This window comes from Serratia sp. TSO36 (assembly GCF_057808395.1).
In genome coordinates, this window is sequence record NZ_JBJZOU010000024.1 from 185,150 (window position 1) to 207,880 (window position 22,731).

The 22,731-nt window shown below is 61.4% G+C and carries 19 protein-coding genes; 6 read left to right on the forward strand and 13 right to left on the reverse strand.

The features are described from left to right. Window positions 1-27 precede the first annotated feature (27 nt). Entirely contained in the window at window positions 28-2,196 is a 2,169-nt protein-coding gene (locus ACK3CV_RS21630; RefSeq protein ID WP_033636049.1) for a YgiQ family radical SAM protein, read from the reverse strand. A gap of 80 nt (window positions 2,197-2,276) precedes the next feature. Continuing rightward, the gene (locus ACK3CV_RS21635; RefSeq protein WP_126171088.1) at window positions 2,277-3,011 is read right to left on the reverse strand and encodes a GntR family transcriptional regulator; all 735 of its coding nucleotides are present in this window, start codon (window positions 3,009-3,011) and stop codon (window positions 2,277-2,279) included. 657 nt (window positions 3,012-3,668) lie between these two features. Between ACK3CV_RS21635 and ACK3CV_RS21640 the strand changes: the two genes are divergently transcribed. Beyond that, entirely contained in the window at window positions 3,669-5,066 is a 1,398-nt protein-coding gene (locus tag ACK3CV_RS21640) for a purine-cytosine permease family protein (RefSeq protein WP_025304294.1), read from the forward strand. Further along, the gene (locus ACK3CV_RS21645; protein WP_164141366.1) at window positions 5,063-5,995 is read left to right on the forward strand and encodes a PfkB family carbohydrate kinase; all 933 of its coding nucleotides are present in this window, start codon (window positions 5,063-5,065) and stop codon (window positions 5,993-5,995) included. Before ACK3CV_RS21640 ends, ACK3CV_RS21645 begins: the two co-directional genes overlap by 4 nt. 32 nt (window positions 5,996-6,027) lie before the next feature. Here the strand turns inward: ACK3CV_RS21645 and ACK3CV_RS21650 are convergent, their stop codons facing one another. Continuing rightward, complete coding sequence (locus ACK3CV_RS21650; RefSeq protein ID WP_033636053.1) at window positions 6,028-7,278, reverse strand: nucleoside permease; 1,251 nt, start codon at window positions 7,276-7,278, stop codon at window positions 6,028-6,030. A gap of 81 nt (window positions 7,279-7,359) precedes the next feature. After that, the gene (xapA, locus tag ACK3CV_RS21655) at window positions 7,360-8,181 is read right to left on the reverse strand and encodes a xanthosine phosphorylase (RefSeq protein ID WP_049212934.1); all 822 of its coding nucleotides are present in this window, start codon (window positions 8,179-8,181) and stop codon (window positions 7,360-7,362) included. 137 nt (window positions 8,182-8,318) lie between these two features. Between xapA and ACK3CV_RS21660 the strand changes: the two genes are divergently transcribed. After that, a complete protein-coding gene (locus tag ACK3CV_RS21660; RefSeq protein ID WP_033636055.1) occupies window positions 8,319-9,230 on the forward strand; it encodes a LysR family transcriptional regulator in 912 nt (303 codons plus the stop codon). Between the two features lie 17 nt (window positions 9,231-9,247). On the opposite strand, the gene ftsP is transcribed toward ACK3CV_RS21660, so the two are convergent. The 3 genes from ftsP to parC form a co-directional block, all read right to left on the reverse strand. After that, on the reverse strand, window positions 9,248-10,663 hold the full coding sequence (gene ftsP / locus ACK3CV_RS21665; protein ID WP_033636056.1) for a cell division protein FtsP: 1,416 nt from the start codon (window positions 10,661-10,663) through the stop codon (window positions 9,248-9,250). A gap of 132 nt (window positions 10,664-10,795) precedes the next feature. Continuing rightward, a complete protein-coding gene (locus tag ACK3CV_RS21670; protein WP_033636057.1) occupies window positions 10,796-11,530 on the reverse strand; it encodes a 1-acylglycerol-3-phosphate O-acyltransferase in 735 nt (244 codons plus the stop codon). Window positions 11,531-11,776: 246 nt separating this feature from the next. Beyond that, a complete protein-coding gene (gene parC, locus ACK3CV_RS21675; protein ID WP_033636058.1) occupies window positions 11,777-14,050 on the reverse strand; it encodes a DNA topoisomerase IV subunit A in 2,274 nt (757 codons plus the stop codon). Window positions 14,051-14,365: 315 nt separating this feature from the next. Between parC and ACK3CV_RS21680 the strand changes: the two genes are divergently transcribed. Next, window positions 14,366-14,947 (forward strand): NAD(P)H-dependent oxidoreductase, encoded by a 582-nt coding sequence (locus ACK3CV_RS21680; RefSeq protein ID WP_164141364.1) that lies wholly within the window; start codon window positions 14,366-14,368, stop codon window positions 14,945-14,947. 33 nt (window positions 14,948-14,980) lie between these two features. Beyond that, window positions 14,981-15,289, forward strand: a complete 309-nt coding sequence (locus ACK3CV_RS21685; RefSeq protein WP_033638602.1) for a putative quinol monooxygenase — start codon at window positions 14,981-14,983, stop codon at window positions 15,287-15,289. A 5-nt stretch (window positions 15,290-15,294) separates the two neighbouring features. On the opposite strand, the gene ACK3CV_RS21690 is transcribed toward ACK3CV_RS21685, so the two are convergent. From ACK3CV_RS21690 to nudF, 6 genes are all read right to left on the reverse strand, one after another. Continuing rightward, window positions 15,295-16,209, reverse strand: a complete 915-nt coding sequence (locus ACK3CV_RS21690) for a LysR substrate-binding domain-containing protein (RefSeq protein WP_047570479.1) — start codon at window positions 16,207-16,209, stop codon at window positions 15,295-15,297. Window positions 16,210-16,292: 83 nt separating this feature from the next. Then, entirely contained in the window at window positions 16,293-18,188 is a 1,896-nt protein-coding gene (parE, locus tag ACK3CV_RS21695; protein ID WP_025304305.1) for a DNA topoisomerase IV subunit B, read from the reverse strand. A 46-nt stretch (window positions 18,189-18,234) separates the two neighbouring features. After that, a complete protein-coding gene (yqiA, locus tag ACK3CV_RS21700) occupies window positions 18,235-18,819 on the reverse strand; it encodes an esterase YqiA (protein WP_025304306.1) in 585 nt (194 codons plus the stop codon). Then, window positions 18,819-19,646, reverse strand: coding sequence for a 3',5'-cyclic-AMP phosphodiesterase (gene cpdA / locus ACK3CV_RS21705; RefSeq protein ID WP_033636061.1), 828 nt, complete (start codon window positions 19,644-19,646; stop codon window positions 18,819-18,821). The genes yqiA and cpdA overlap by 1 nt, the downstream gene beginning before the upstream one ends. Before the next feature lie 27 nt (window positions 19,647-19,673). Continuing rightward, window positions 19,674-20,099, reverse strand: a complete 426-nt coding sequence (locus ACK3CV_RS21710; protein WP_004937244.1) for a DUF1249 family protein — start codon at window positions 20,097-20,099, stop codon at window positions 19,674-19,676. Then, the gene (nudF, locus tag ACK3CV_RS21715) at window positions 20,099-20,731 is read right to left on the reverse strand and encodes an ADP-ribose diphosphatase (protein WP_164141362.1); all 633 of its coding nucleotides are present in this window, start codon (window positions 20,729-20,731) and stop codon (window positions 20,099-20,101) included. The genes ACK3CV_RS21710 and nudF overlap by 1 nt, the downstream gene beginning before the upstream one ends. A 347-nt stretch (window positions 20,732-21,078) precedes the next feature. Between nudF and hasF the strand changes: the two genes are divergently transcribed. Continuing rightward, complete coding sequence (hasF, locus tag ACK3CV_RS21720; protein WP_164141360.1) at window positions 21,079-22,596, forward strand: multidrug efflux transporter outer membrane subunit HasF; 1,518 nt, start codon at window positions 21,079-21,081, stop codon at window positions 22,594-22,596. Window positions 22,597-22,731 lie beyond the last annotated feature (135 nt).

Below are 22,731 nucleotides of genomic sequence, written 5' to 3' on the forward strand. Positions count from 1 at the left end.
TTTTTGTTTGCGCCCGCGGCGTGGCCGTTACGGCTTGGCTTTGCGAATCGGTTTGCGCGGCGGCCGGTTGGACGGCGTGCGCTGCCGATTGATATCGGTATGTTTGGTCAGCGCCGGCCGGGTATGGCGCTGCAGGCGTTTCGCTTCGCGCTGCTCGTCGATGCTCGGCGCCGGCACCAGACAGTCGCGGCGGCTGCCGATCAGGTGCTTCAGCCCCATCTCTTCCAGCGCGGCGCGGATCAGCGCCCAGTTGGCCGGATCGTGGTAACGCAGCAGCGCCTTGTGCAGGCGGCGCTGGCGATCGCCGCGCGGCACCACTACGTCTTCGCTCTTGTACCCCACCTTGCTCAGCGGGTTTTTGCCGCTGTAATACATGGTGGTGGAGTTGGCCATCGGCGAAGGATAGAAGTTCTGCACCTGATCGAGGCGGAAACGGTTCTTCTTCAGCCACAGCGCCAGGTTCACCATGTCTTCATCGCGGGTGCCCGGGTGCGACGAGATGAAGTACGGGATCAGGTACTGCTCTTTGCCCGCCTGCTTCGAATAGTGATCAAACAGCTGCTTGAAGCGATCGTAGCTGCCCATGCCCGGCTTCATCATCTTCGATAGCGGCCCTTCTTCGGTGTGCTCCGGCGCGATCTTCAGGTAACCGCCGACGTGATGGGTCGCCAGCTCCTTGATATAACGCGGATCTTCCACCGCCAGATCGTAACGAACCCCGGAAGCGATCAGGATCTTCTTAATGCCCTCCAGCGAACGCGCGCGGCGATACAGCTTGATGGTCGGCTCGTGGTTGGTGTCCATGTAGGTGCAGATCTCCGGATACACGCACGAGGCGCGGCGGCAGGTCTGCTCGGCGCGCGGGTTGGTGCAGCGCAGCATATACATGTTGGCGGTCGGGCCGCCGAGATCGGAGATCACGCCGGTGAAGCCCGGCACCTTGTCGCGGATCTCTTCGATTTCGCGAACGATCGAATCTTCCGAACGGCTCTGGATGATGCGCCCTTCATGCTCGGTGATCGAACAGAACGAGCAGCCGCCGTAGCAACCGCGCATGATGTTCACCGAGAAACGGATCATGTCATAGGCCGGAATGCGATCCTGGCCGTAGGACGGATGCGGCACGCGCTGATAAGGCAGCGCGAAGACGCTGTCCATCTCCGGCGTGGTCAGCGGGATCGCCGGCGGGTTGATCCACACGTAGCGGTCGCCGTGTTTCTGCATCAGCGCACGGGCGCAGCCCGGGTTGGTTTCATGGTGCAGAATGCGCGAGGTGTGCGCATAAAGCACCTTGTCGCCCTTCACTTTCTCGAAGGACGGCAGCAGCACATAGGTCTTCTCCCACGGCTTCGGCTTGGCGGCGCGCACGGTGACAGGCTTGGCTTCCGGCTCTTTCGGCTTGGCGCCGTCGGCGCACGGCAGATCGTCGCCGTACGGGTTCGGGATAGGTTCGATGCGGCCCGGCTTGTCGAGGCGGGTGGAATCCACGCCGCTCCAGCCCGGCAGCGCTTCTTTGCGCATTACGGCGGTATTGCGAATATCGTGGATGTCGCCAATCTTCTCACCGGCGGCCAGGCGATGCGCCACTTCCACCAGCGGGCGTTCACCGTTGCCGTAGATCAGCATGTCGGCCTTGGAATCCACCAGCACCGAGCGGCGCACGGTATCCGACCAGTAATCGTAGTGGGCGATGCGGCGCAGGCTGGCTTCGATGCCGCCCAGCACGATCGGCACGTCTTTGTAGGCTTCTTTACAGCGCTGGCTGTAGACCAGGGTGGCGCGATCCGGGCGTTTGCCGCCGACGTTGCCGGCGGTGTAAGCATCGTCGTGGCGCAGTTTGCGATCGGCGGTATAGCGGTTGATCATCGAGTCCATGTTGCCGGCGGTGATGCCGAAGAACAGGTTCGGTTTCCCCAACCGCATGAAGTCTTCTTTGTTGCTCCAGTCCGGCTGCGCGATGATGCCGACGCGGAAGCCCTGCGCTTCCAGCATGCGGCCGATGATCGCCATGCCGAAGCTCGGGTGATCGACATAGGCGTCGCCGCTGATGATGATCACATCGCAGCTGTCCCAGCCCAGTTGATCCATCTCTGCTCGCGACATCGGTAAAAACGGCGCGGTGCCAAAACATTCCGCCCAGTAAGGCTTATAGGAAAACAGTTCACGATCGGGTTGGATCAGGCTGGTGGTGCTCATTCTGCTGCTCTTTTTACAGGTTAATTAATCGCCGGGCGGCGATTATACGCACTAGCTGCAAAAAGAGCATGGTTATTTCGCTAACCGTTCACTTCGAATTCATAAACGTCGCTGCGGCACAAGATATCGCTGAACTCCAGCGCCTCACCCTGGGCATTGCGGCTGGTCTGGGTGATGTGCAACAACGGCGCGCCGCACGGCACGTTGAGCAGCTCGGCAACCTCGTCGCTGCAGGATACCGCCTTCAGCAGAAAGTGTTTATCTTCAGGCACGATGCCGCGCGATTGCCATAACGCATACAGCGAATGTTCCAGCTGCCCCGGTTCGGGCAGGAAGCGCGGCGGAATATAGGTGGTTTCCAGCGAGACCGGGCTGCCGTTCAGCAAGCGCAAACGCCGCAGTTTGACCACCTCATCCCCTTCCGTCAGCCCCAGCGCCGCCGCGGCCTTGGCCGGCGCGCCGACCCGGGTGCGCAGCAGCCATCGATTGCTGACGCTGCTGCCGTGACGCAGCGCCTGAGCGGTGAAACCGCTGTCCTTATCGAGGGAATAGCCAATGTGCATCGCCACGCGGGTGCCAACGCCCTGCTGTCGCAAAATCAGCCCCTTCTCCTCCAGCAGTTTCATCGCCTTGCTGACGGTGACGCGCGACAGCGCCAGTCCTTCCGCCATCTGCCGTTCGGGCGGCAAAAACGCCTCCGCCGCCAGCACCTGCTGCCTGATTGCGGTTTCTATCGCCATCGCCAGCTGAATATAACGCGGCGCTACCGCCCCCTGCGCCAGATGGTCACGCAGCCAGGCCATAAAATCCGTCATTCGCCCGCCCTCTTACCTATGCCATTTGTCTGGATTTCGTTTTTTATCCTATCGCCGACCCGGCGATAAGCCCCTCACCTTAACTAAAATATCGCTAATGTTTTCAGAGTGGCATCACAATTTTTGCCTAATGGACTTTCATTGGATCTAGATCGCGCGTAATCTGTGCTTATTGATGTTGATACATCAATCGCACCAACACCAGGGACCCACTTTAAAAACAATAAAAAACCCGCTGCCAGCCCTAAAGGATACCCTTGATGGCCGGCAGCGGGGATATACTGTCAGCACAAACGGCCGAGAATAAGCAACGTAGCTAATGGATAGCTTGCTCACTGCTCATAGCCTCATCACAGGATCCCCCGCGGTGGGCGCAACGGATCGATGTCGGCAAATAGAAACGTTCCCGCTTCGCCAAACCCCGCTGCAGACCCACTCTTTGACTACACTCATTGGCGCCGTGCGGCCGACGTGCCTCACCCGATAAGGCGGATACCGCCCTCACTTTGACAGACCCGGCGGTATCAGCCGCTACACACTGCGCGGAATCGGCGTCTTCACCGACAACGGAATAGCCGGCGTCAACCGCGCCAACGGAATCGATTTTCAGTCAACTGCGGCGGCCCTCGCGGCCCTGCGCTACAGGGATCATTTGCTATGACCGATATCAATCGCAATGAAGCATGGAAGGTAGAAAGCACCGGTATCGATCGGGTGCCGGACGCGGAACAGACCGGCAAGCCCATCGAGCTGTTTTGGATCTGGTCGGCGGCCAATATCGGCATTCTCGGCGTGGTGTACGGCGCCATTATCGTCGGCTTCGGCTTATCCTTCCTGCAATCGGTACTCGCCGCGCTGGTCGGCGTCGCCAGCTTCGTGCTGGTCGGCCTCACCAGCTTCGCCGGCAAGCGCGGGCGCACCTCTACGCTGACGCTCTCGCGGGTGATTTTCGGCCTGAAGGGCAACGTGGCGCCCACCCTGTTCAGTTGGATCAACCTGATGGGCTGGGAAGCGGTCAACGTGATCACCGGCACCCTGACGCTGGCGGCGCTGTTCGAGGCCTTCGGGTTGGGTAGCAGCCACCTGCTGACCGCGCTCAGCCTGCTGCTGTTCGGCGGGCTCACTGTCGTCGTCAGCCTGCTGGGGCAAAATACCGTGGTCTGGATGCAAAGCTGGTTCAGCCGCATCTTCGGCACCATGACGCTGATCGTGGTGCTCTATATCCTGTTCAACACCGAGTGGAGCCAGGTGCTGGCGCTGCCTTCCGGCAGCTGGTTGACCGGCTTCCTGCCGGCGGTATCGGTGATTGCCGCCGGTACCGGCATCAGTTGGGCGATCGCCGGCGCCGATTACAGCCGCTATCAAAGCCCGAGCTCGTCGAGCAAAAGCATTTTCGCCGCGGTAATGGGCGGCGCCTGTTTGCCGCTGATGCTGCTGATGCTGGCCGGCATCCTGCTTTCCGTGCAGTTGCCCGATCTGGCCAGCGCCGCCAACCCCATCGCGCTGATAGGCTCGGTGCTGCCCGCCTGGATGGCCATTCCTTATCTGCTGGCCGCCACCGCCGGCATCGTCACCATCGCGGTGCTCAGCCTGTATTCCGCCAGCCTGAACCTGCTGACCATCGGCGTGCAGGTCAAGCAGTGGCTGGCGGTGTCGATCGACGCGGTGGTGGTGTTGGGCATCGCCCTGTATGTGCTGTTCATCTCCGGCGATTTCATGGGGCCGTTCATCTCCTTCCTGGTGTTCTGCGGCGTCTTCCTGGCGGCCTGGGAGGCGATTTTCCTGCTCGATTACCTGTGCCTGCGCCGCCGCCACGGGTATGATGGCAACGCTTTGTACGGCCTGCATGGCCAGAACCGCGGCGTGCGCAAAGCCCCGCTGTTCTGCTGGTTCCTCGGCGCCCTGTGCGGCCTGCTGGTCACCAAAACCGGTTTTATCGACGGCCCGCTGGCCAAAGGCTTGTTCGCCGATTCCAGCCTGGGGCTGTTTGTGTCGTTCGCGGTGAGTCTGATCGCTTACGGTCTGTACCTGACCCAACGCAGAGAACATCAATGAGTGAGTGGGAAGCTGTAACACCTGTCCTGGTGATTGGGGGCGCGGTCGGCGATCTGGTGATGACGCTGCCGCGCCTGCCGACCAGCGGCGAAGATATCGAAGCCCAGCCGCAGGCGCGGCAAATCGGCGGCTGCGCGTTCAACGTGGCGCGCGCGCTGGTGCGCCTGGAAACGCAGGTGATTAACGGCATGCCGGTTGGCAACGGTGAATGGGGCGCGGCGGTCGAAGCCGCCATGGGCGAGCTGGGGCTGGAGGTGCTGCTGCGCCACGGCCAGATGGACAACGGCTGGTGCCTGGCGCTGGTGGAGCCAAACGGTGAACGCACCTTCATCACGGTTTCCGGCTGCGAAAGCCAATGGAATAAAGCGCAGCTGGCGACGCTGCCGCTGACGGAGCACACCCTGATCTACGCCAGCGGCTACGAGCTGGCGGGCGAAAGCGGCGAGGCGCTACGCGAGTGGCTGACGCGCATGCCGTTCGACCAACCGCGCCTGATCGATCCCGGCCCGCGCATCGCTCAGCTCAGCGAAGATTTCTTCGCCATGCTCAGCGACAGCCACACCCTATTGACGCTCAACCGCGACGAAGTGGCCGCGCTGTGCGGCGCCGGCGACGCCGTGGAGGCCGCGCAGCGCTATGCCGCCGCCCGTAACCTGACGCTGATTTGCCGCCTGGATCGCGACGGCGCGTGGATCTGCGACGGCCGCACGCCGCCGCTGCACGTGCCCGCCTATCCGGTAGACGTCGTCGACACCATCGGCGCGGGCGATGCCCACTGCGCCGGTTTGCTGGCGGGCCTGGCCGCCGGCTGGCCGCTGCCGCAGGCGGTCGATCTGGCCAACCGGGTCGCCGCTTGCGTGGTGGCCAGCCTCGGCGCCGCCAATCCGCCGGACCGGCAGCAGTTGCAACAGCGCTTCCCGCAGGCCTGACGTTTCAGGGCGTAGCCAGCTGCGCCCTCTGCTTACTGCGCCGCTACCGCACTCTCCTGCGGCGGGTGGCGATAGTTGAAGCTCAACGCGAACACGATCCCCAACACCAGCGTATACAGCGCAAACACCAGCCAGATGCTCTGCCAGTCTTTCACGCCGTCATGGCTGAAGAAGTCCACCACCTCGCCGCTGGCGAGCGCCCCCAAATAGGCGCCCAAACCGTTCACCATGGTCATGAACAGCCCCTGCGCGCTGGCGCGGATGCGGCGATCGGCCTCTTTCTCGACGAAGATGGCGCCGGAGATATTAAAGAAGTCGAACGCACAGCCGTAGACGATCATCGACAGCAGCAGCAGAACGAAACCAAAGCCGACCGGCGTGCCATAGGCCAGGAACAGGAAGCGCAGCGTCCAGGCCGCCATGCTGATCAGCATCACCTGCTTGATGCCGTAACGGCGCAGAAAGAAGGGAATGGTGAGGATAAAGAACACTTCGGAGATCTGCGACAGCGACAGCAGCACCGCCGGATACCGGACGCTGAGGCTGTCCTGATACAGCGGGTTGAGCGACAGATCGTGCAGGAACGGGTTGCCGAAGGTATTGGTTATCTGCAGCGCCGCGCCAAGTAACATGGCGAACAGGAAAAACAGCGCCATGCGCCGCTGGCGGAACAGCACCAGCGCATCCAGCCCCAGCACGCTCACCCAGCTCTTCGACTCGGCCGCGCGGTTGGTCGGGCAGCGCGGCAGCGTCAGTGAATAAGCGGACAGCAGCAGCGACGCCGCAGAAGCCAGATACAGCTGCAGATTGCTGAGCTCGATTCGGCTAAAGCCGACCAGCCACATCGCCAGAATGAACCCCACCGTGCCGTACACCCGCACCGGCGGAAAGTCCTTCACCGTGTCAAAGCCGTGCTTTTCGAGACAAAAATAGGAAATGGCGTTGGAGAGCGCGATGGTCGGCATATAGACCATGGCGTTGAACAGCATCACCCAGAACATCAGCATCGGTTGCTCGACCTGCGCCGCACAGTACAGCGCCAGCGCCCCGAGCAGGTGACAAAGCGCATACAGGTAGTTGGCCTTCATCCACCGATCGGCGATGATGCCCGCCAGCCCCGGCATGATCAGCGCGGCGATGCCTTTGGCGCTGTAAACCATCCCCACCTGCATGCCGCTGAAATGCAGCGTGTTGATCATGTAGGAGCCCAGCGTCACCAACCAGGCACCCCAGATAAAGAACTGCAGGAAAATCATGACCTTCAATCGTGCTTTTATCGCCATCGCCATCACCTTGTTATTATGCTTTCAACGATGATTGGTGCGGCGGGCCCCCTGCAGCCCGCCGCCGGTTTGCCTGCGGTGTTACAGCGTTTTGAACAGCTCGCGGATCAGGCGCATGAAATCGTCCGCCGCCAGCGCCGCGCAGCTGAGCGTTTGTTCATGGGAGAGTGGCGTATCCGACAGCCCTTCGGCGTAGTTGGTCATCGCGGACACCACCAGCACCTTGAGGCCGCAGTGGCGCGCCGTCAGGACTTCCGGCACGATCGACATGCCCACCACGTCGCAGCCCAGGGTTTGCATCATGCGGATCTCCGCCGGCGTTTCGAAATTCGGCCCGGTGTAGGCGGCGAATACCCCTTCCGCCAGCGGAATGCCCGCGCTTTCGGCCACCGCCGCCAGCCGGGCGCGCAGATCGCAATCGTAGGCGTTCGCCAGGCTGAAGAAGCGCTGCCCGAAGCGCTCGTCGTTGGCGCCGACCAGCGGCGATTCCGGCATGAAGTTGATGTGATCGGTGATGGCCACCAGGCTGCCCGGCGCCACCGAGCGGCGCAGCGAACCGGCGGCGTTGGTCGCCAGCAGGAATTCGCAGCCCAGCAGCTTGAAGGTGCGCACCGCGGTGGTCATCACCTGCATGCCGCGCCCTTCATAGAAATGACCGCGCCCTTTCATGCACAATACCGGCACGCCTTCCAGCTTGCCGGCGACCAGCTGCCCGGCATGGCCGGCGACGCCGCTCACCGGGAAGCCCGGCAGCTCCGCGTAGTCGATGGTGACGGTTTCGGTCATCACCTCCGCCAGGGCGCCGAGCCCGGAGCCGAGAATCAAGGCCGCTTTCGGCTGGAAACCCGGCAGGCGTGCGCGGACGACATCGGCGCAGGTAAAAGCATCTTCTTGATTAAACATCGTATTCTCTCTTTCAGCGGGGGATAATAATCCCCATAGTAGAGAGCGAGGCGCGGCCGAGACCAATACATTCTTGGCGGCCGATTTATTCCATTTACCTATAAGTTGAGCTGCGTCACAAGGAGGCGATACCCCGGATGAACCCGCCCCATGCCCTGCCCGATCCCGGCCGGATTAACTTCCGCCTGCTGCACTATTTCCGCGTGGTGGCGGAAGAGATGAACTTCACCCAGGCGGCGCGGCGGCTGAATATGTCACAGCCGCCGCTCAGCAAGCACATCAAGGAGCTGGAAAGCCAGCTCGGCGTGGTGCTGTTCAAACGCACCACCCGCTCAATGACGCTGACGCCGGCCGGCCGCACGCTGCTGCGCAACGTCGAGCGCCTGCTGGATCAGGCCGACAGCGCGCTGCATCAGGTGCAACAGATGGGGCGCGGCGAAGGCGGCCACATGGTGGTCGGCATGGTCGGCACCTCGGCCTGGGGCGGCCTGATCGCGGCGCTGCGGCGGTTCAGCGAGCAAAACGCCGGCGTCACCTGGTCGTTGAACGAGCTGACGCCCAGCCAGCAAATCGCCGCGCTGCAAAAGCGGCATATCGATATCGGGGTCTGGCGAGAGGCGCAGCAACAGACGCTGCCGGGGTTAACCTGCCAACGCTTGGCGAGCGAGAGCATCGCCGTGGTGCTGCCGCTCGATCATCCGCTGGCGCAGCAGGAAAGCATCCCGCTGGCGGCGCTGCAGAACGACAGTTTCATCGTGCTGCCGCCGCACGAGGCCAGCCTGGGGCTGTATCTGCACAATCTGTGCCTGCAACAGGGATTTTTGCCGGACGTCGCTTATCAGGTCAACGAGCCGCAAACCCTGCTGGCGCTGGTGGCGGAGGGCTGCGGCATTACGCTGCTGCCGGACAGCTACGGCCGCATCCCGTGGCCCGGCGTCCGCTTTTGCTCGCTGCAGCAGGCGCCGCCGGCGGATCTGTACGCGGTTTACCGCGCCGACAGCGTCACGCCGGTCGTAGAGGCCTTTCTGGAGATGCTGCGGGCACCGTAAGCGGCCCGCAGCGCAGATTACATCGTCGGCTGCACCATCAGCTGGCCGGCGGTGCCGCGATCGGCCATCTCCAGCGTCTGGCTGTAATACAGGAACGGGAAGTGTTCGGAGGTAGGTTGGTTGAAATACACCAGCAGCTCGACGTCGCCATCGACCCAGACGGTGTCCTTCCAGCCGCGATCTTCCGCCATCGGCTGCGCGCCGTTGACGCGTTTGATCAGGAACTGCACGCCCTGAATATGGAACGACTGCGGCGTATCCGCATGAATGTTCCAGCGTTCCCAGGTGCCTTGCTGCGCCTGCACGTCGATGCGGTTCATGTCCCAAATCGCGCCGTTGATGCCGACGCCGCCGTCGCCCAGGCGGAAATCGCGGGTGCGGCTGGCGCTGCCGTCCAACAGCTGATCCGCCAGCAGGCGCATCGGCAAGTTGTCGGTCACCAGCGGCAGCAGGCCGGTCGGGCGCAGCGTCAGCACCTGGGTGGACACCAGAATGCTCGACGGCTCGAACAGGCCGCGCAGGCGATCCATGATGCCCGCCGCTTCACCGGCGGTGATGGTCACCTCCTCGCCCTTCGACATGTCGATCAGCACTTCCCGGCGTTCGCCCGGCGCCAGCGACAGCTGCTGCACCGCGACCGGCGCGGGCAGGAAGCCCTGATCGCTGGCGATCACGTTGAATGGGCGCCCGTCGCTGAGCTGCAGGGTATAGCGGCGCGCGTTGGAGGCGTTGAGCAGGCGCAAACGCACCCAGCCGCGCGACACCTCGACATACGGATTTTGCACGCCGTTGACCAACAGCGTATCGCCGACGAAACCGCCCTGTGACGGCGCATCGTATTGCGGCGTGCCGAAGTTATCGAAGCGCTTGTCCTGAATGATCAGCGGGAAATCGTCGACGCCGTAGTGGTTGGGCAGCGGCAGCGCTTTGCTGACGGCATCCTCCACCAGCCACAGCCCGGCCAGCCCGTTGTAAACGTGCGGCGCCATACGGTTCGGCGTATTGGCGTGGTACCAACAGGTGGCCGCCGCCTGACGGATGGGCAGCACCGGCGACCAGTCGACGTTGGGCGACATCATGCGCGGCGCGCCGCCCATCAGCGTACCCGGCACCTGCAGACCGCTGACGGTCATCGCCACCGGCTCCTGCAGGCGGTTACTGTAGATCAGCTTGACGTCGTCACCGCTGTAAACCCGCACCGTCGGCCCCAAATACATGCCGTTGATGCCCCACACCGCCGCTTTGCGGCTATCCATAAACGCCCAGTGGGCGCGCTGCAGGGTCAGGAACAGCGGCTGACCGCGGCGAGACTCCAGCAGTGGAGGGATGGGTAATGGGGTCTGCGTTCCGCTCGCCTCTGCCCTCAGCGGCACGGCGCTCGCGCACAGCGCCAGGCCCGATGCCTGTATAAACTGACGTCGACTGAGTGACATATTTTCTCCATGAAAAGCAATAACTAAACCGTGTGCAAAACCCAAACGCCCGCCAATCAAGATTAGCAGGCGCTCAGGCGTTAACGGCGCTGAACGCCAATTAAAAACGTATTCTTTGAAGCCGGTAGACTCTTATTTTTTGGCGGCGTTGCGCTGGGCGACTTCGGCGTCCAATTGGGCGATTTTCGCCTCCATCAGCTCGCGGCAATGCGCCGCCAGCTCGCGCACGTTTTCTTTGCCGTATTTGCTGGTATCCACCGGCGCCAACATCTCGACGATCACGTGACCGTTATTCCAGCGATTAAGATTTATATTACCGCTGGTGGTCGATACGCAGATCGGCACAATCGGCACGCCGGCGGCGATGGCCGCGTGGAACGCGCCGGTTTTAAACGGCATCAGCCCGCGGCCGCGGCTGCGGGTCCCTTCCGGGAACATCCAGATCGAAATGTCTTTCTTTTTGAACTGCTCCGCCACCTGGGCGATGGTGCCGTGCGCCTTGGCGCGATTATCACGATCTATCAGCAGATTACCGGTCAGCCAATACAGCGGGCCGAAAAACGGGATCCACACCAGACTTTTTTTACCGACGGTCACGGTGCGTGGCTGCACGATATTGGCGGCCGTCACCATGTCGTAGTTATTTTGGTGGTTGGCGATATAGATGCAGTTGCCGTTGTTGGCCGCATCGGCCGGCACGCGGGTTTCAACCTTGATGCCGAACAGCGTCGACAGGCGGCCGAAAAGGTGGCCGAAGGTCGCCACATGGCGGGGATTGCGCGGGCTAAACAAGCAATAAACAGAACCGAAAATACACACCAGAATACAGAAAAGAGTCGCGAGAACGGCACGCAAAATCAATAACATAACAACCTCATTAGCACACTGCCAACGCAGTTTACTTCGCTGCGCAGATTCCTTTACTCATTATTTGCCGGCCAGGCGATAAGCACGCCGATGTCGCCTGCCTTTCTCGCTATTTTCCCGCCAGCCGGCAATACGCACAATAATTTTATGCGCAGAAATGTTAACTATTTGGAAAATAAACGCCAGTAAAAATAAATAAGGCGGCCACAGCATGCTGCGACCGCCCGTTAACGCTGGCGCCAACGCTTACTCTTCGCTGTCGCCGCCCGACGCCCGCACCGGCGCATCCACTTCGACGCGATCGATGCGCTGCAGGCCGCGCGGCAGCTGGGTGCCCTTGCGCCCGCGCTCGGCGCGGAACTTCTGCAGATCCTCCGGCCGCAGCGTCAGCTTGCGTTTGCCGACGTGCAGCGTGACGGACGCCTGCGGCGGCAGCACGAACAGCCAGGCCAGCTTGTCGTCACCGGCCGCCGCCTGGGCTGCCGGAATGGAGACGATCTTGTTGCCTTTGCCCTTCGACAGCTGCGGCAGATCGGCGACCGGGAACATCAGCATGCGCCCGGCGGCGGTGATCGACAGCAGCATGTCGTCTGCGCCGTGGATTTCCATCGGCGGCAGCGCCCTGGCGTTGTCCGGCAGCGTGATCATCACCTTGCCGGCGCGGTTGCGCGCCACCAAATCGTTGAAGGTGCAAACGAAGCCGTAACCGGCATCGGACGCCATCAGCAGCTTCTGATCGTCGGCCGCCATCAGCACTTGCTCAATGGTGGCGCCCGGCGGCGGCGTCAGCTTGCCGGTCAGCGGCTCGCCCTGCCCGCGCGCCGAAGGCAGCGTCATCGGATCGAGCGCATAGCTGCGCCCGGTGGAGTCGATGAATACCACCGGCTGGTTGCTCTTGCCGCGCGCCGCGCCGCGGAAGCTGTCGCCGGCCTTGTAGCTCAGGCCGGCCGGATCGATGTCGTGGCCCTTGGCGCTGCGCACCCAGCCCATTTCAGACAGCACGATGGTCACCGGCTCGGACGGCACGAAGTCGTGCTCGCTCATCGCCTTGGCTTCCGCGCGCTCGGTCAGTGGCGAACGGCGATCGTCGCCGTAGGTCTGCGCATCGGCCTGGATCTCTTTCTTAATCAGCGTGTTCAGCTTGCGTTCGGACGCCAGCAGCGCCTGCAGCTGATCGCGCTCTTTCGCCAGCTCATCCTGCTCGCCGCGGATCTTGACCTCTTCCAGCTTGGCCAGGTGACGCAGTTTCAGCTCGAGGATCGCTTCCGCCTGGGTGTCGGAGATGCCGAAACGCTGCATCAGCACCGGCTTCGGCTCATCTTCGCTGCGGATGATGTGGATCACCTCGTCGATATTGAGGAACGCCACCAGCAAACCTTCGAGGATATGCAGGCGTTTCAGCACCTTCTCGAGGCGGTAGTTCAGGCGGCGGCGCACCGTGTCGCGACGGTAGGCCAGCCATTCGGTGAGGATCTCCACCAGCCCTTTGACCTGCGGGCGGTTATCCAGACCGATCATGTTCATGTTGATGCGGTAGCTGCGTTCCAGATCGGTGGTGGCGAACAGGTGGTTCATCACCTGTTCCAGATCGATACGGTTGGAGCGTGGCACGATCACCAGACGCGTCGGGTTTTCGTGGTCGGACTCATCGCGCAGATCTTCGACCATCGGCAGTTTCTTGGCGCGCATCTGGCTGGCGATCTGTTCCAGCACCTTGGCGCCGGACACCTGGTGCGGCAAGGCGGTGATCACCGCGCTGCCGTCTTCTTTCTTCCACACGGCGCGCATGCGCACCGAGCCGCGCCCGCTCTGGTAAATTTTGCGGATTTCGTCGCGCGGGGTGATGATCTCGGCTTCGGTCGGGAAGTCCGGCCCCTGCACGAATTCGAGCAGATCGTCGAGCGAGGCGCCCGGCTTGTCGAGCAGCGCCACCGCAGCGGCGGCGACTTCGCGCACGTTGTGCGGCGGAATGTCGGTCGCCATGCCGACGGCGATGCCGGTGGTGCCGTTCAGCAGGATGTTCGGCAGGCGTGCCGGCAACATCTTCGGCTCTTGCAGCGTGCCGTCAAAGTTCGGGATCCAGTCGACGGTGCCCTGCCCCAGCTCGGCCAGCAAGACTTCGGCATATTTGGACAGGCGCGATTCGGTATAACGCATCGCCGCGAACGACTTGGGATCGTCCGGCGCCCCCCAGTTCCCCTGGCCGTCCACCAGCGGATAGCGATACGAGAACGGCTGCGCCATCAGCACCATGGCTTCATAACACGCGCTGTCGCCGTGCGGGTGGTATTTACCCAGCACGTCGCCCACGGTGCGGGCGGATTTCTTGAATTTGGCGCTGTTGTTCAGCCCCAGTTCAGACATGGCGTAGATGATGCGGCGTTGTACCGGCTTCAAACCGTCGCCAATGTACGGCAACGCCCGATCCATGATGACGTACATGGAATAGTTCAGATAGGCGTTTTCAGTGAATGTGTGCAGCGGTAAACGCTCTACACCATCATGAGTCAGATCACTCATTACTCAATTATCCTCAGACCGTGGCTTGGCAATCCCTGGACGACAATAAGGCATCGCTTGTCGATTCTGCCCGCGATAGTAACCCATCTGCGGGGTGGCTGTCACAGTTGGCGCAAGGATCGTCGGCCGAAGGCGCTGTCGCCGGGGCGTTTAGGCAAAATCCCATCGTTATTGTTGATTAACAATCAACACTGTTGTGCCCGCCGTCACGTTTTTACTTGCCTGGCCAGCGATTACACTCTCGTTCAGCAAGCTGTTTTTGCGCACCGCAGCGGAAAACGGCATCAATCTTAACTCTGACGGGAGCCGCAAAAGATGAGCAATATCCTGATTATCAACGCTAAAAAGCAATTCGGCCATTCCAACGGCGAACTCAACCAAACCCTGAGCGACGTGGCGGAAAGCTTCCTGCGCGATCTGCAGCACGATGTGCAGGTCACGGTGGTCGACGACGGCTATGACATCGAAGCCGAAGTGCAGAAATACCTGTGGGCCGATGCGGTCATCTATCAGATGCCGGGTTGGTGGATGAGCGAGCCGTGGATCCTGAAAAAATACATCGACGAAGTGTTCACCGCCGGCCACGGCAGCCTGTACGCCAGCGATGGCCGCACCCGCTCCGACGCCGGCAAGAAGTACGGCTCCGGCGGCCTGATTCAGGGCAAAAAATACCTGCTGAGCCTGACCTGGAACGCCCCGCTCGAAGCCTTCACCGATCCGAACCAGTTCTTCCACGGCGTCGGCGTCGACGGCGTTTACCTGCACTTCCACAAGGCCAACCAGTTCCTGGGGATGGAAGCCTTGCCGACCTTTATCTGCAATGACGTGATAAAACAACCGGATATCGAAACGGACATCGCACGTTATCGCGAGCATCTGGCGGGAATTTTTGCTTAACTGGCAGCGAAGGGCTTAACCAACGAGGTAATGATGATCACCGTAATCGCAGAAATCAAAGTCAAACCCGGCCACCGCGCCACCGTGTTACAAGCAATTGAAAAACTGGTGCCACTGGTGCTGGCGGAAGAAGGCTGCGGCGAATACACGCCGATGGTAGACAGCCACACCCAGGCCCCCTGGCAGAAACTGTCGCCGGACTCGGTGTTTATGCTGGAAAAATGGCAAAGCCAGGCGCATCTGGAAAAACACCTGCAGATCGACCATATGCTCAAGCACCGCGAGACCATCAAGGACTACGTGCTGGGCACCGAGATCTACGTGCTGGAAAACGCGCTGTAATCCCTTCAGAGGCCCTCTGCGGCCTCTGGCGGCTCTCCCTCAAGGCGGGCGCTGACGTAGTCGAGAAAACAGGTGAGGCGCGCTGCCAGCTGGGCGTCGTGGTAATACACCGCGTTGATCGGCTGACGCACGTCCAGCGTCTCCCGCACCAACAGCGGCACCAGCCTGCCCGCTTCCCGATCGCGGCGGGTCATGAAGTCCGCCAGCTGTACAATGCCCGCTCCGCGCAGCGCCAACTCACGCAGCGTCTCCCCGCTGGAGGCCGAGATCGTCGGTTCGATGGCGAAATGCCGCGCCTGCCGGTGACGCAGCGGCCACTGGTTCAGCGATTCCGGGTAGGTGAATCCCAACAGGCAATGGCGGTGCAGATCTTCCACGCCGCGCGGTTCGCCATGCCGTTGCAAGTAATCCGGGCTGGCGAGGATGCGCAACCGGCTGTGCCCCAGCAGGCGCGCATGGAGCGTGGAGTCACGCAGCGCGCCGATGCGGATCGCGATATCGGCGCGTTTCTCCAACAGGTCGATATTGCGATCGTCGGTGTCCAGCTCCAGCTCAATCTGCGGATAACGGCGGCGGAACTCCGCCACCATCGGCACCAGCACGTGCGCCATGAAAGGGGCGGCGGCGTTGACCCGCAGCCGACCGGCGGGCAGCTGGCGCCGCAGCGCCATCAGTTCTTCGGCCTGATCCACCGAACGCAGTATTTCGCGCGCAGGCGCCAGGAAGCTCTGCCCTTCTTCGGTCAGGCTCAGGCGACGCGTGGTGCGGCGCAAGAGCGTAGCATCGAGTTTCGTTTCCAGGCGGCTGAGTGCGCGGCTGACGCCGGAGGTGGTTTGGCCGAGCCGATCGGCGGCGGCGGTGACCGAACCGCTGTCGACCACCGCAGTGAACGCCAGCAGCTCTTCGAGGGTGATCTTCACGCGGTTCGTCCCAGGTTGACGGGCGCCGCATGCAACGCCCTGCGGGAAAGCAGGCCCGGCGTTTCACCAGGCCAGGGTCAGGCTCAGACCGCCAATTCGGCCATGTCGCCCTTGTCTTGCAGCCAGTTGCGGCGATCTTCCGAACGCTTCTTGGCCAACAGCATGTCCATCACCGCCAGCGTCTGATCGACGTCATCCTCTGCCACCGTCAGTTGCACCAGACGGCGGGTGTTCGGATCGAGGGTGGTTTCGCGCAGCTGCAGTGGGTTCATCTCGCCCAGCCCTTTAAAGCGCTGTACGTTCGGCTTGCCCTTCTTGCGCTTCAGCTGTTCCAGCACGCCGGCTTTCTCTTCTTCATCCAGCGCGTAGAACACCTCTTTACCGAGATCGATACGGTACAGCGGCGGCATGGCGACATAGACGTGGCCGCCTTTCACCAGCGAGCGGAAGTGGCGCACGAACAGCGCGCACAGCAGCGTGGCGATATGCAGGCCATCGGAGTCCGCATCCGCCAGGATGCAGATTTTACCGTAGCGCAGTTGGCTGAGATCTTCGCTGTCAGGATCGATGCCGATCGCCACGGAAATGTCGTGCACTTCCTGCGAGGCCAGCACTTCGTCCGAAGACACTTCCCAGGTGTTCAGGATCTTGCCCTTGAGCGGCATGATCGCCTGATATTCGCGATCGCGCGCCTGCTTGGCCGATCCGCCCGCCGAGTCCCCTTCCACCAGGAACAGTTCGGTCATGGCCAGATCCTGCGAGGTGCAGTCCGCCAGCTTGCCCGGCAGCGCCGGCCCGCTGGTCAGCTTTTTGCGCACCACTTTCTTGGCGGCGCGCAGGCGGCGCTGGGCGCTGGAGATCGCCAGCTCGGCCAGCTGTTCCGCCGCCTGAACGTTCTGGTTCAACCACAGGCTGAAGGCGTCTTTCACCACGCCGGAAACGAAGGCCGCGCACTGGCGCGAGGAGAGACGCTCTTTGGTCTGCCCGGCGAACTGCGGATCCTGCATTTTCACCGACAGCACGTAGGCGCAGCGATCCCAGATATCCTCCGCCGACAGCTTCACGCCGCGCGGCAGAATGTTGCGGAATTCGCAGAACTCGCGCATCGCGTCCAGCAGCCCCTGACGCAGGCCGTTGACGTGGGTGCCGCCCTGCATGGTCGGGATCAGGTTGACGTAGCTTTCGGTCAGCAGCTCGCCGCCTTCCGGCAGCCACAGCAGCGCCCAGTCCACCGCTTCGGTGTCACCGGCGAAATTGCCGACGAACGGCGCTTCCGGCAGGGTGATCAGGCCGTTGACCGCTTCCATCAGGTAGTCGGTCAGACCGTCCTGGTAGCACCAGCGCTGTTCGGTGTTGTTCACCTTGTCGATGAAATAGATCTCGACGCCGGGGCACAGCACCGCTTTGGCTTTCAGCAGGTGAGTCAGGCGCGATACCGAGAAACGCGGGCTGTCGAAGAACTGCTCGTCCGGCCAGAAGTGCACGCTGGTACCGGTGTTGCGTTTGCCGCAGGTGCCGGTCACCGTCAGATCTTGCACCTTGTCGCCGTTTTCGAAGGCGATGCCGTAGACGTTGCCGTCGCGGCGCACGTTGACCTCCACCCGCTTCGACAGGGCGTTGACCACCGAGATCCCCACGCCGTGCAGACCGCCGGAGAACTGGTAGTTTTTATTCGAGAATTTACCGCCGGCGTGCAGCCGGCACAGGATCAACTCAACCGCCGGCACGCCCTCTTCCGGGTGGATGTCCACCGGCATGCCGCGGCCGTCGTCGATCACTTCCAGCGACTGATCGGCGTGCAAAATCACGTCGATGCGCTTGGCGTGACCGGCCAACGCTTCGTCGACGCTGTTATCGATCACCTCTTGGCCGAGGTGGTTTGGGCGCGTCGTGTCGGTATACATGCCGGGACGACGGCGCACTGGTTCTAGACCGCTGAGTACTTCAATGGCATCAGCGTTATAGCTGGATTGAGTCATCGTTGATTATTTTTTCGTGGTTAAAGGGAGGTGCCGGAACGGTCCGTCAGACCGCGTTTAGCCCTAAAAAATCCACAATCTGGGGGAAGTAGTGCTCGAAACCGACGAAGGCGTGGTTTCCACCCGACTCCACCGTTTGCCGACACGCGGTGTAATACGCCACTGCCTGGCCGTAATCGAGAATTTCATCGCCCGTTTGCTGCAGCAGCCAGATTAAATCCGGCGACTCCAAGGGATCGATCTGCATCACTTTCAGATCGTAAACGTGCCGAGACTCTAACACATATTGCTGGCCGGTGTAGGGGTTCTCGTTGGCACCGAGATAGTCGACCAGCAGCTCAAACGGCTTGACCGCCGGGTTGACCACCACCGCCGGCAGCGAAAAACACTGCGACAGCCAGGTGGCGTAATAGCCGCCCAGCGATGAACCGACCAGCCCGAGCGTTTGGCCCGCGCGCTCCAGCACCATATTCTCCAGCATTTCGGCGGCCTCCGCCGGAAAGGCCGGCAGCTGCGGCACCAGCATCTCGATATCGGGATGGTGCTCGGCCAGCCAGGCCTTGAAGGCCACCGCCTTGGCCGACTGCGGCGAACTGTTGAAACCATGCAGGTAGAGCAGTGTCGAAGGCATCAGTATCCATCCGAGTCCATATCGGGGCGGAAATCGTCGTTTTCCAGGCGGAACACCTGCGTCTCGACGCGGCCGTCCGGCAGCAGATCGAGGTAGCGCCAGCCGGGGGAGACGTCGTCAATGGTGAAGTTCGTGCAGTGCGGCTTGAATTGCACGCAGGTGGACGGCGTCGCCAACAGGCGTCGGCCCTGCCATTCCAGATCCAGATCCTGGTGAATGTGCCCGCACACCACGGTATTCACTTTCGGATAACGCAGCAGGATCGCGCCCAGCATATGCGGGTTGCGCAGGCTGTGCTGATCGAGCCAGGTACAGCCGGAAGGCAGCGGATGATGGTGCAGCAGCAACAGCGTATAGCGCTCGGGATGAGCCTGCAGGCAGCGCTCCATCCACTCGAGTTGGTATTCGCTCAATTCGCCGTGCGGCACGCCGAACACCTGGCTGTCCAGCATCAGCACCTGCCAGCTGTCGCCCAGCAGCACCTGTTTGGAAGGCGCGATGCCGGCGGCGGCCAACGCATCGACCATCGCCGGTTGAAAATCATGGTTGCCCGGCAGCCACACGCAGGGAGCCGGCAATTGCGCGATGCCGGCGGCGAAGTGGCGGTAGGCCTCTTGCGAATGATCCTGCGCCAAATCTCCCGTGGCGACGATCAAATCGACGTCGCGGCGCTGCGCCTGGATGGCGTCCAGCACCGCGTGATAGCTGCGATAGGTATTGATGCCGAGCAACGTCTCGTGTTCGCCGGCAAAAAGGTGGGTATCTGTTATTTGTAGAATCCTGACCGCGGCCCCACTCGCCACGGGCAGTTTAAACAGGCTTTCCAAATGGTGTCCTTTGTTATTTCAGTCTGTCTAACAAACCGGAACCGCCATCGCTCCATGCGCCAAACAGTAGCGCAGCCAATCAGCAAGAAACTGGTTAATTTGATGCTTTTCGTCGCGTTGATGCAACTTTTTATTAGGATAATCATAACGCGCTTTAAAGCGATAGATCTGCTGACTGGAACACACTTCCGCAACCATGGCGTCATGGTATAGCCGCACCGTCATCGCGGGCAGGCTCCAGTAGCTGACCGCCGGAAAGATCTGCTCGATCTCCACCAGCGACGTGTAACGCGTGGACTCAACGATGGTCAAACGATAGCCGGCGCCGTTCACCTGATAAGTCACCGTTTCGCCCGCTTCGTCGTTGCGCGGCAGCAAGCGGCGCAATTGCGCGAAGTTGGTTTCGCACAATCTCATCATTTCGGGGAAATCAGGGGTATAGCGCTGTTTCATTAGTTGGCCCACTCTTTTCTCAACGATTCATGGTGCAACGCCAGCCATTGCAATGCAATCACTGATGCGGCGTTATCGATCGCGCCCTCCTCAACCCAGCGGTAAGCCTGCTCGCGGCTGACCACGTGGACGCGGATATCTTCATGTTCTTCCGCCAGGCCGTGGATGCCCTCGGCGGTACCGGCGTCCACCTCACCGACCATGATCGACAGACGTTCGCTGGTACCGCCGGGGCTGGCCAGGTAGCTCAGCACCGGCTTGCAGCGCCCGACCATCACGCCGGCCTCCTCCTGCGCTTCGCGGCGGCACACGTCCTCGACGCTTTCGCCGGTCTCGATCATACCCGCCACCATTTCCAGCAGCCAGGGCGAATGGCTGGTATCAACCGCGGCGATGCGCAGTTGTTCAATCAGCACAACCTCGTCACGCACCGGATCGTAGGGCAGCAGCACCGCCGCATGGCCGCGTTCGAAAATTTCACGCGTGATTTCAGGGCTCATTTCGCCATTGAACAACCGATGGCGAAACCGGTATAAATTGAGTGAAAAAAAACCACGGTACAGCGTCTCGCGTGCAATAATTTCTACATCTTTTTTCTCGAAAGTTACGGGCGACGGCTGCGAACGGTTCATGCGCGAATTCTCCTGCTTGAGTATGCCGATAAAATAATCGGTTTTGATGACAGAAACAGCGGGACTCTCCGCCGCGGCTTTATGTTAGGCTGTTTTCCGCCGCCGGATGCGGCACGTTTGTGCGCTCGCAGGTAATAGCGGGAAACAATCCGGATTGTCAGCCATAATATCAGCTGCAGTCGACCCGGGCAGTACGCCAAGGTAAATGGGCGGTCTGAAAGGTAAAAGTTACGTGAGATGGCACATTCAGCCACCTGATGCGTACCCCAGACTCTGCTAGAATCGGCAACTATTTCGTCTATCGTCAGCGCTAACATAGCAATATTGCTGCACAACAAGGAATGCAAATGAAGAAACTGCTCCCCCTTCTTATCGGACTGAGCCTGGGCGGCTTCAGTGCAATGAGCCAGGCAGAGAACCTGCTGCAGGTCTACAAACAGGCCAGGGAAAGTAACCCGGATCTGCGCAAAAGTGCTGCTGACCGCGACGCCGCATTCGAAAAGATCAATGAAGCGCGCAGCCCGTTGCTGCCGCAGCTCGGTTTAACCGCAGGTTACGATTACACCAACGGTTATCGTGACAGCAATGGCGTTAACAGCAACGTGACCAGCGGTTCGTTGGCGCTGACGCAAACTATTTTCGACATGTCGAAATGGCGCCAGCTGACGCTGCAGGAAAAGACCGCCGGCATCTCCGACGTCACCTTCCAGACCGCTGAGCAGTCGCTGATTCTCAACACCGCCACCGCCTACTTCAACGTGCTGAAGGCGATCGACACGCTGTCCTATACCCAGGCGCAGAAAGATGCGGTATACCGCACGCTGGATCAAACCACCCAGCGCTTCAACGTGGGCCTGGTGGCGATCACCGACGTGCAGAACGCCCGCTCGAACTATGACACCGTGCTGGCGGCGGAAGTCTCCGCCCGCAACGATCTGGATAACGCGCTGGAAACGCTGCGCCAGGTGACCGGGGCCTTCTACCCGGAGCTGGCCTCGCTGAATACCGATCGCTTCAGTACCCAGCGCCCGGAAGCGGTGAACAACCTGCTGAAAGAAGCGGAAGCGCGCAACCTGAGCCTGCTGTCCGCCCGTCTGAGCCAGGATCTGGCGCGCGAGCAAATCCGCGCAGCCCAAACCGGCTATATGCCGACGATTGACGTCAGCGCGTCAACCGGCATCAGCAATACCAAATACAACGGCTCCAACACCGGCGGCGCGAATGCCGCACGCTACAGCGACTCCGATGCGGGCCAAAATAAGGTCGGCATCAGCTTCAACCTGCCGCTGTACAGCGGCGGCGCGACCAACTCGCAGGTCAAACAAGCGCAGTACGGCTTCGTCGGCGCCAGCGAGCAGTTGGAAAGCTCACACCGCAGCGTGGTGCAGACCGTGCGTTCGTCGTTCAACAACGTTAACGCCTCGATCAGCAGCATCAACGCCTACAAACAGGCGGTGATCTCCGCGCAAAGCTCCCTGGACGCGATGGAAGCCGGTTATCAGGTCGGTACCCGCACCATCGTCGACGTGCTGGACGCCACCACCACCCTGTATAACGCCAAACGTCAGCTGTCCGACGCGCGTTATACCTATCTGATCAACCAGCTGAACATCAAGTCGGCGCTCGGCACGCTGAACCAGAACGATCTGCTGCTGTTGAATGGCGCGTTGGGCAAACCGGTGTCGACCGCACCTGACGCCGTGGCGCCGCAGAACCGCGCGCAGGACGCCTATGCGGACGGTTATCAGGACAATGCGCCAATGCAGCAAACCGCGGCGCCGGTACCGGCGGCCACTCGCGCATCCGCGCCGGCCGCCACCACCAGCCAACCGGTACGCAACAGCGGTAACCCATTCCGCAACTGATGCGCGCACATTGATGAACACGGGGTCCGGCCTGCGCCGCGCCCCGTTTTTTTTGCCTCGATTTCACCACTTCTGCCCGCCGTCTCACAGCCGCCGCCACGTCAGGTGGTATCATCGTCACTCTCGTTTTCGCAG

What these genes read in the sequence shown, in the direction of transcription:
- yqiA (WP_025304306.1), bottom strand. Translation starts at nt 18,819, where the DNA reads ATGCCTTCGACACTGCTCTACCTGCATGGTTTCAACAGTTCGCCGCAG.
- hasF (WP_164141360.1), top strand. Translation starts at nt 21,079, where the DNA reads ATGAAGAAACTGCTCCCCCTTCTTATCGGACTGAGCCTGGGCGGCTTC.
- parE (WP_025304305.1), bottom strand. Translation starts at nt 18,188, where the DNA reads ATGACTCAATCCAGCTATAACGCTGATGCCATTGAAGTACTCAGCGGT.
- ACK3CV_RS21630 (WP_033636049.1), bottom strand. Translation starts at nt 2,196, where the DNA reads ATGAGCACCACCAGCCTGATCCAACCCGATCGTGAACTGTTTTCCTAT.
- ACK3CV_RS21650 (WP_033636053.1), bottom strand. Translation starts at nt 7,278, where the DNA reads ATGGCGATAAAAGCACGATTGAAGGTCATGATTTTCCTGCAGTTCTTT.
- ACK3CV_RS21635 (WP_126171088.1), bottom strand. Translation starts at nt 3,011, where the DNA reads ATGACGGATTTTATGGCCTGGCTGCGTGACCATCTGGCGCAGGGGGCG.
- ACK3CV_RS21710 (WP_004937244.1), bottom strand. Translation starts at nt 20,099, where the DNA reads ATGAAACAGCGCTATACCCCTGATTTCCCCGAAATGATGAGATTGTGC.
- ACK3CV_RS21670 (WP_033636057.1), bottom strand. Translation starts at nt 11,530, where the DNA reads ATGTTATTGATTTTGCGTGCCGTTCTCGCGACTCTTTTCTGTATTCTG.
- xapA (WP_049212934.1), bottom strand. Translation starts at nt 8,181, where the DNA reads ATGTTTAATCAAGAAGATGCTTTTACCTGCGCCGATGTCGTCCGCGCA.
- ACK3CV_RS21680 (WP_164141364.1), top strand. Translation starts at nt 14,366, where the DNA reads ATGAGCAATATCCTGATTATCAACGCTAAAAAGCAATTCGGCCATTCC.
- ftsP (WP_033636056.1), bottom strand. Translation starts at nt 10,663, where the DNA reads ATGTCACTCAGTCGACGTCAGTTTATACAGGCATCGGGCCTGGCGCTG.
- ACK3CV_RS21645 (WP_164141366.1), top strand. Translation starts at nt 5,063, where the DNA reads ATGAGTGAGTGGGAAGCTGTAACACCTGTCCTGGTGATTGGGGGCGCG.
- ACK3CV_RS21685 (WP_033638602.1), top strand. Translation starts at nt 14,981, where the DNA reads ATGATCACCGTAATCGCAGAAATCAAAGTCAAACCCGGCCACCGCGCC.
- ACK3CV_RS21640 (WP_025304294.1), top strand. Translation starts at nt 3,669, where the DNA reads ATGACCGATATCAATCGCAATGAAGCATGGAAGGTAGAAAGCACCGGT.
- ACK3CV_RS21660 (WP_033636055.1), top strand. Translation starts at nt 8,319, where the DNA reads ATGAACCCGCCCCATGCCCTGCCCGATCCCGGCCGGATTAACTTCCGC.
- parC (WP_033636058.1), bottom strand. Translation starts at nt 14,050, where the DNA reads ATGAGTGATCTGACTCATGATGGTGTAGAGCGTTTACCGCTGCACACA.
- nudF (WP_164141362.1), bottom strand. Translation starts at nt 20,731, where the DNA reads ATGAACCGTTCGCAGCCGTCGCCCGTAACTTTCGAGAAAAAAGATGTA.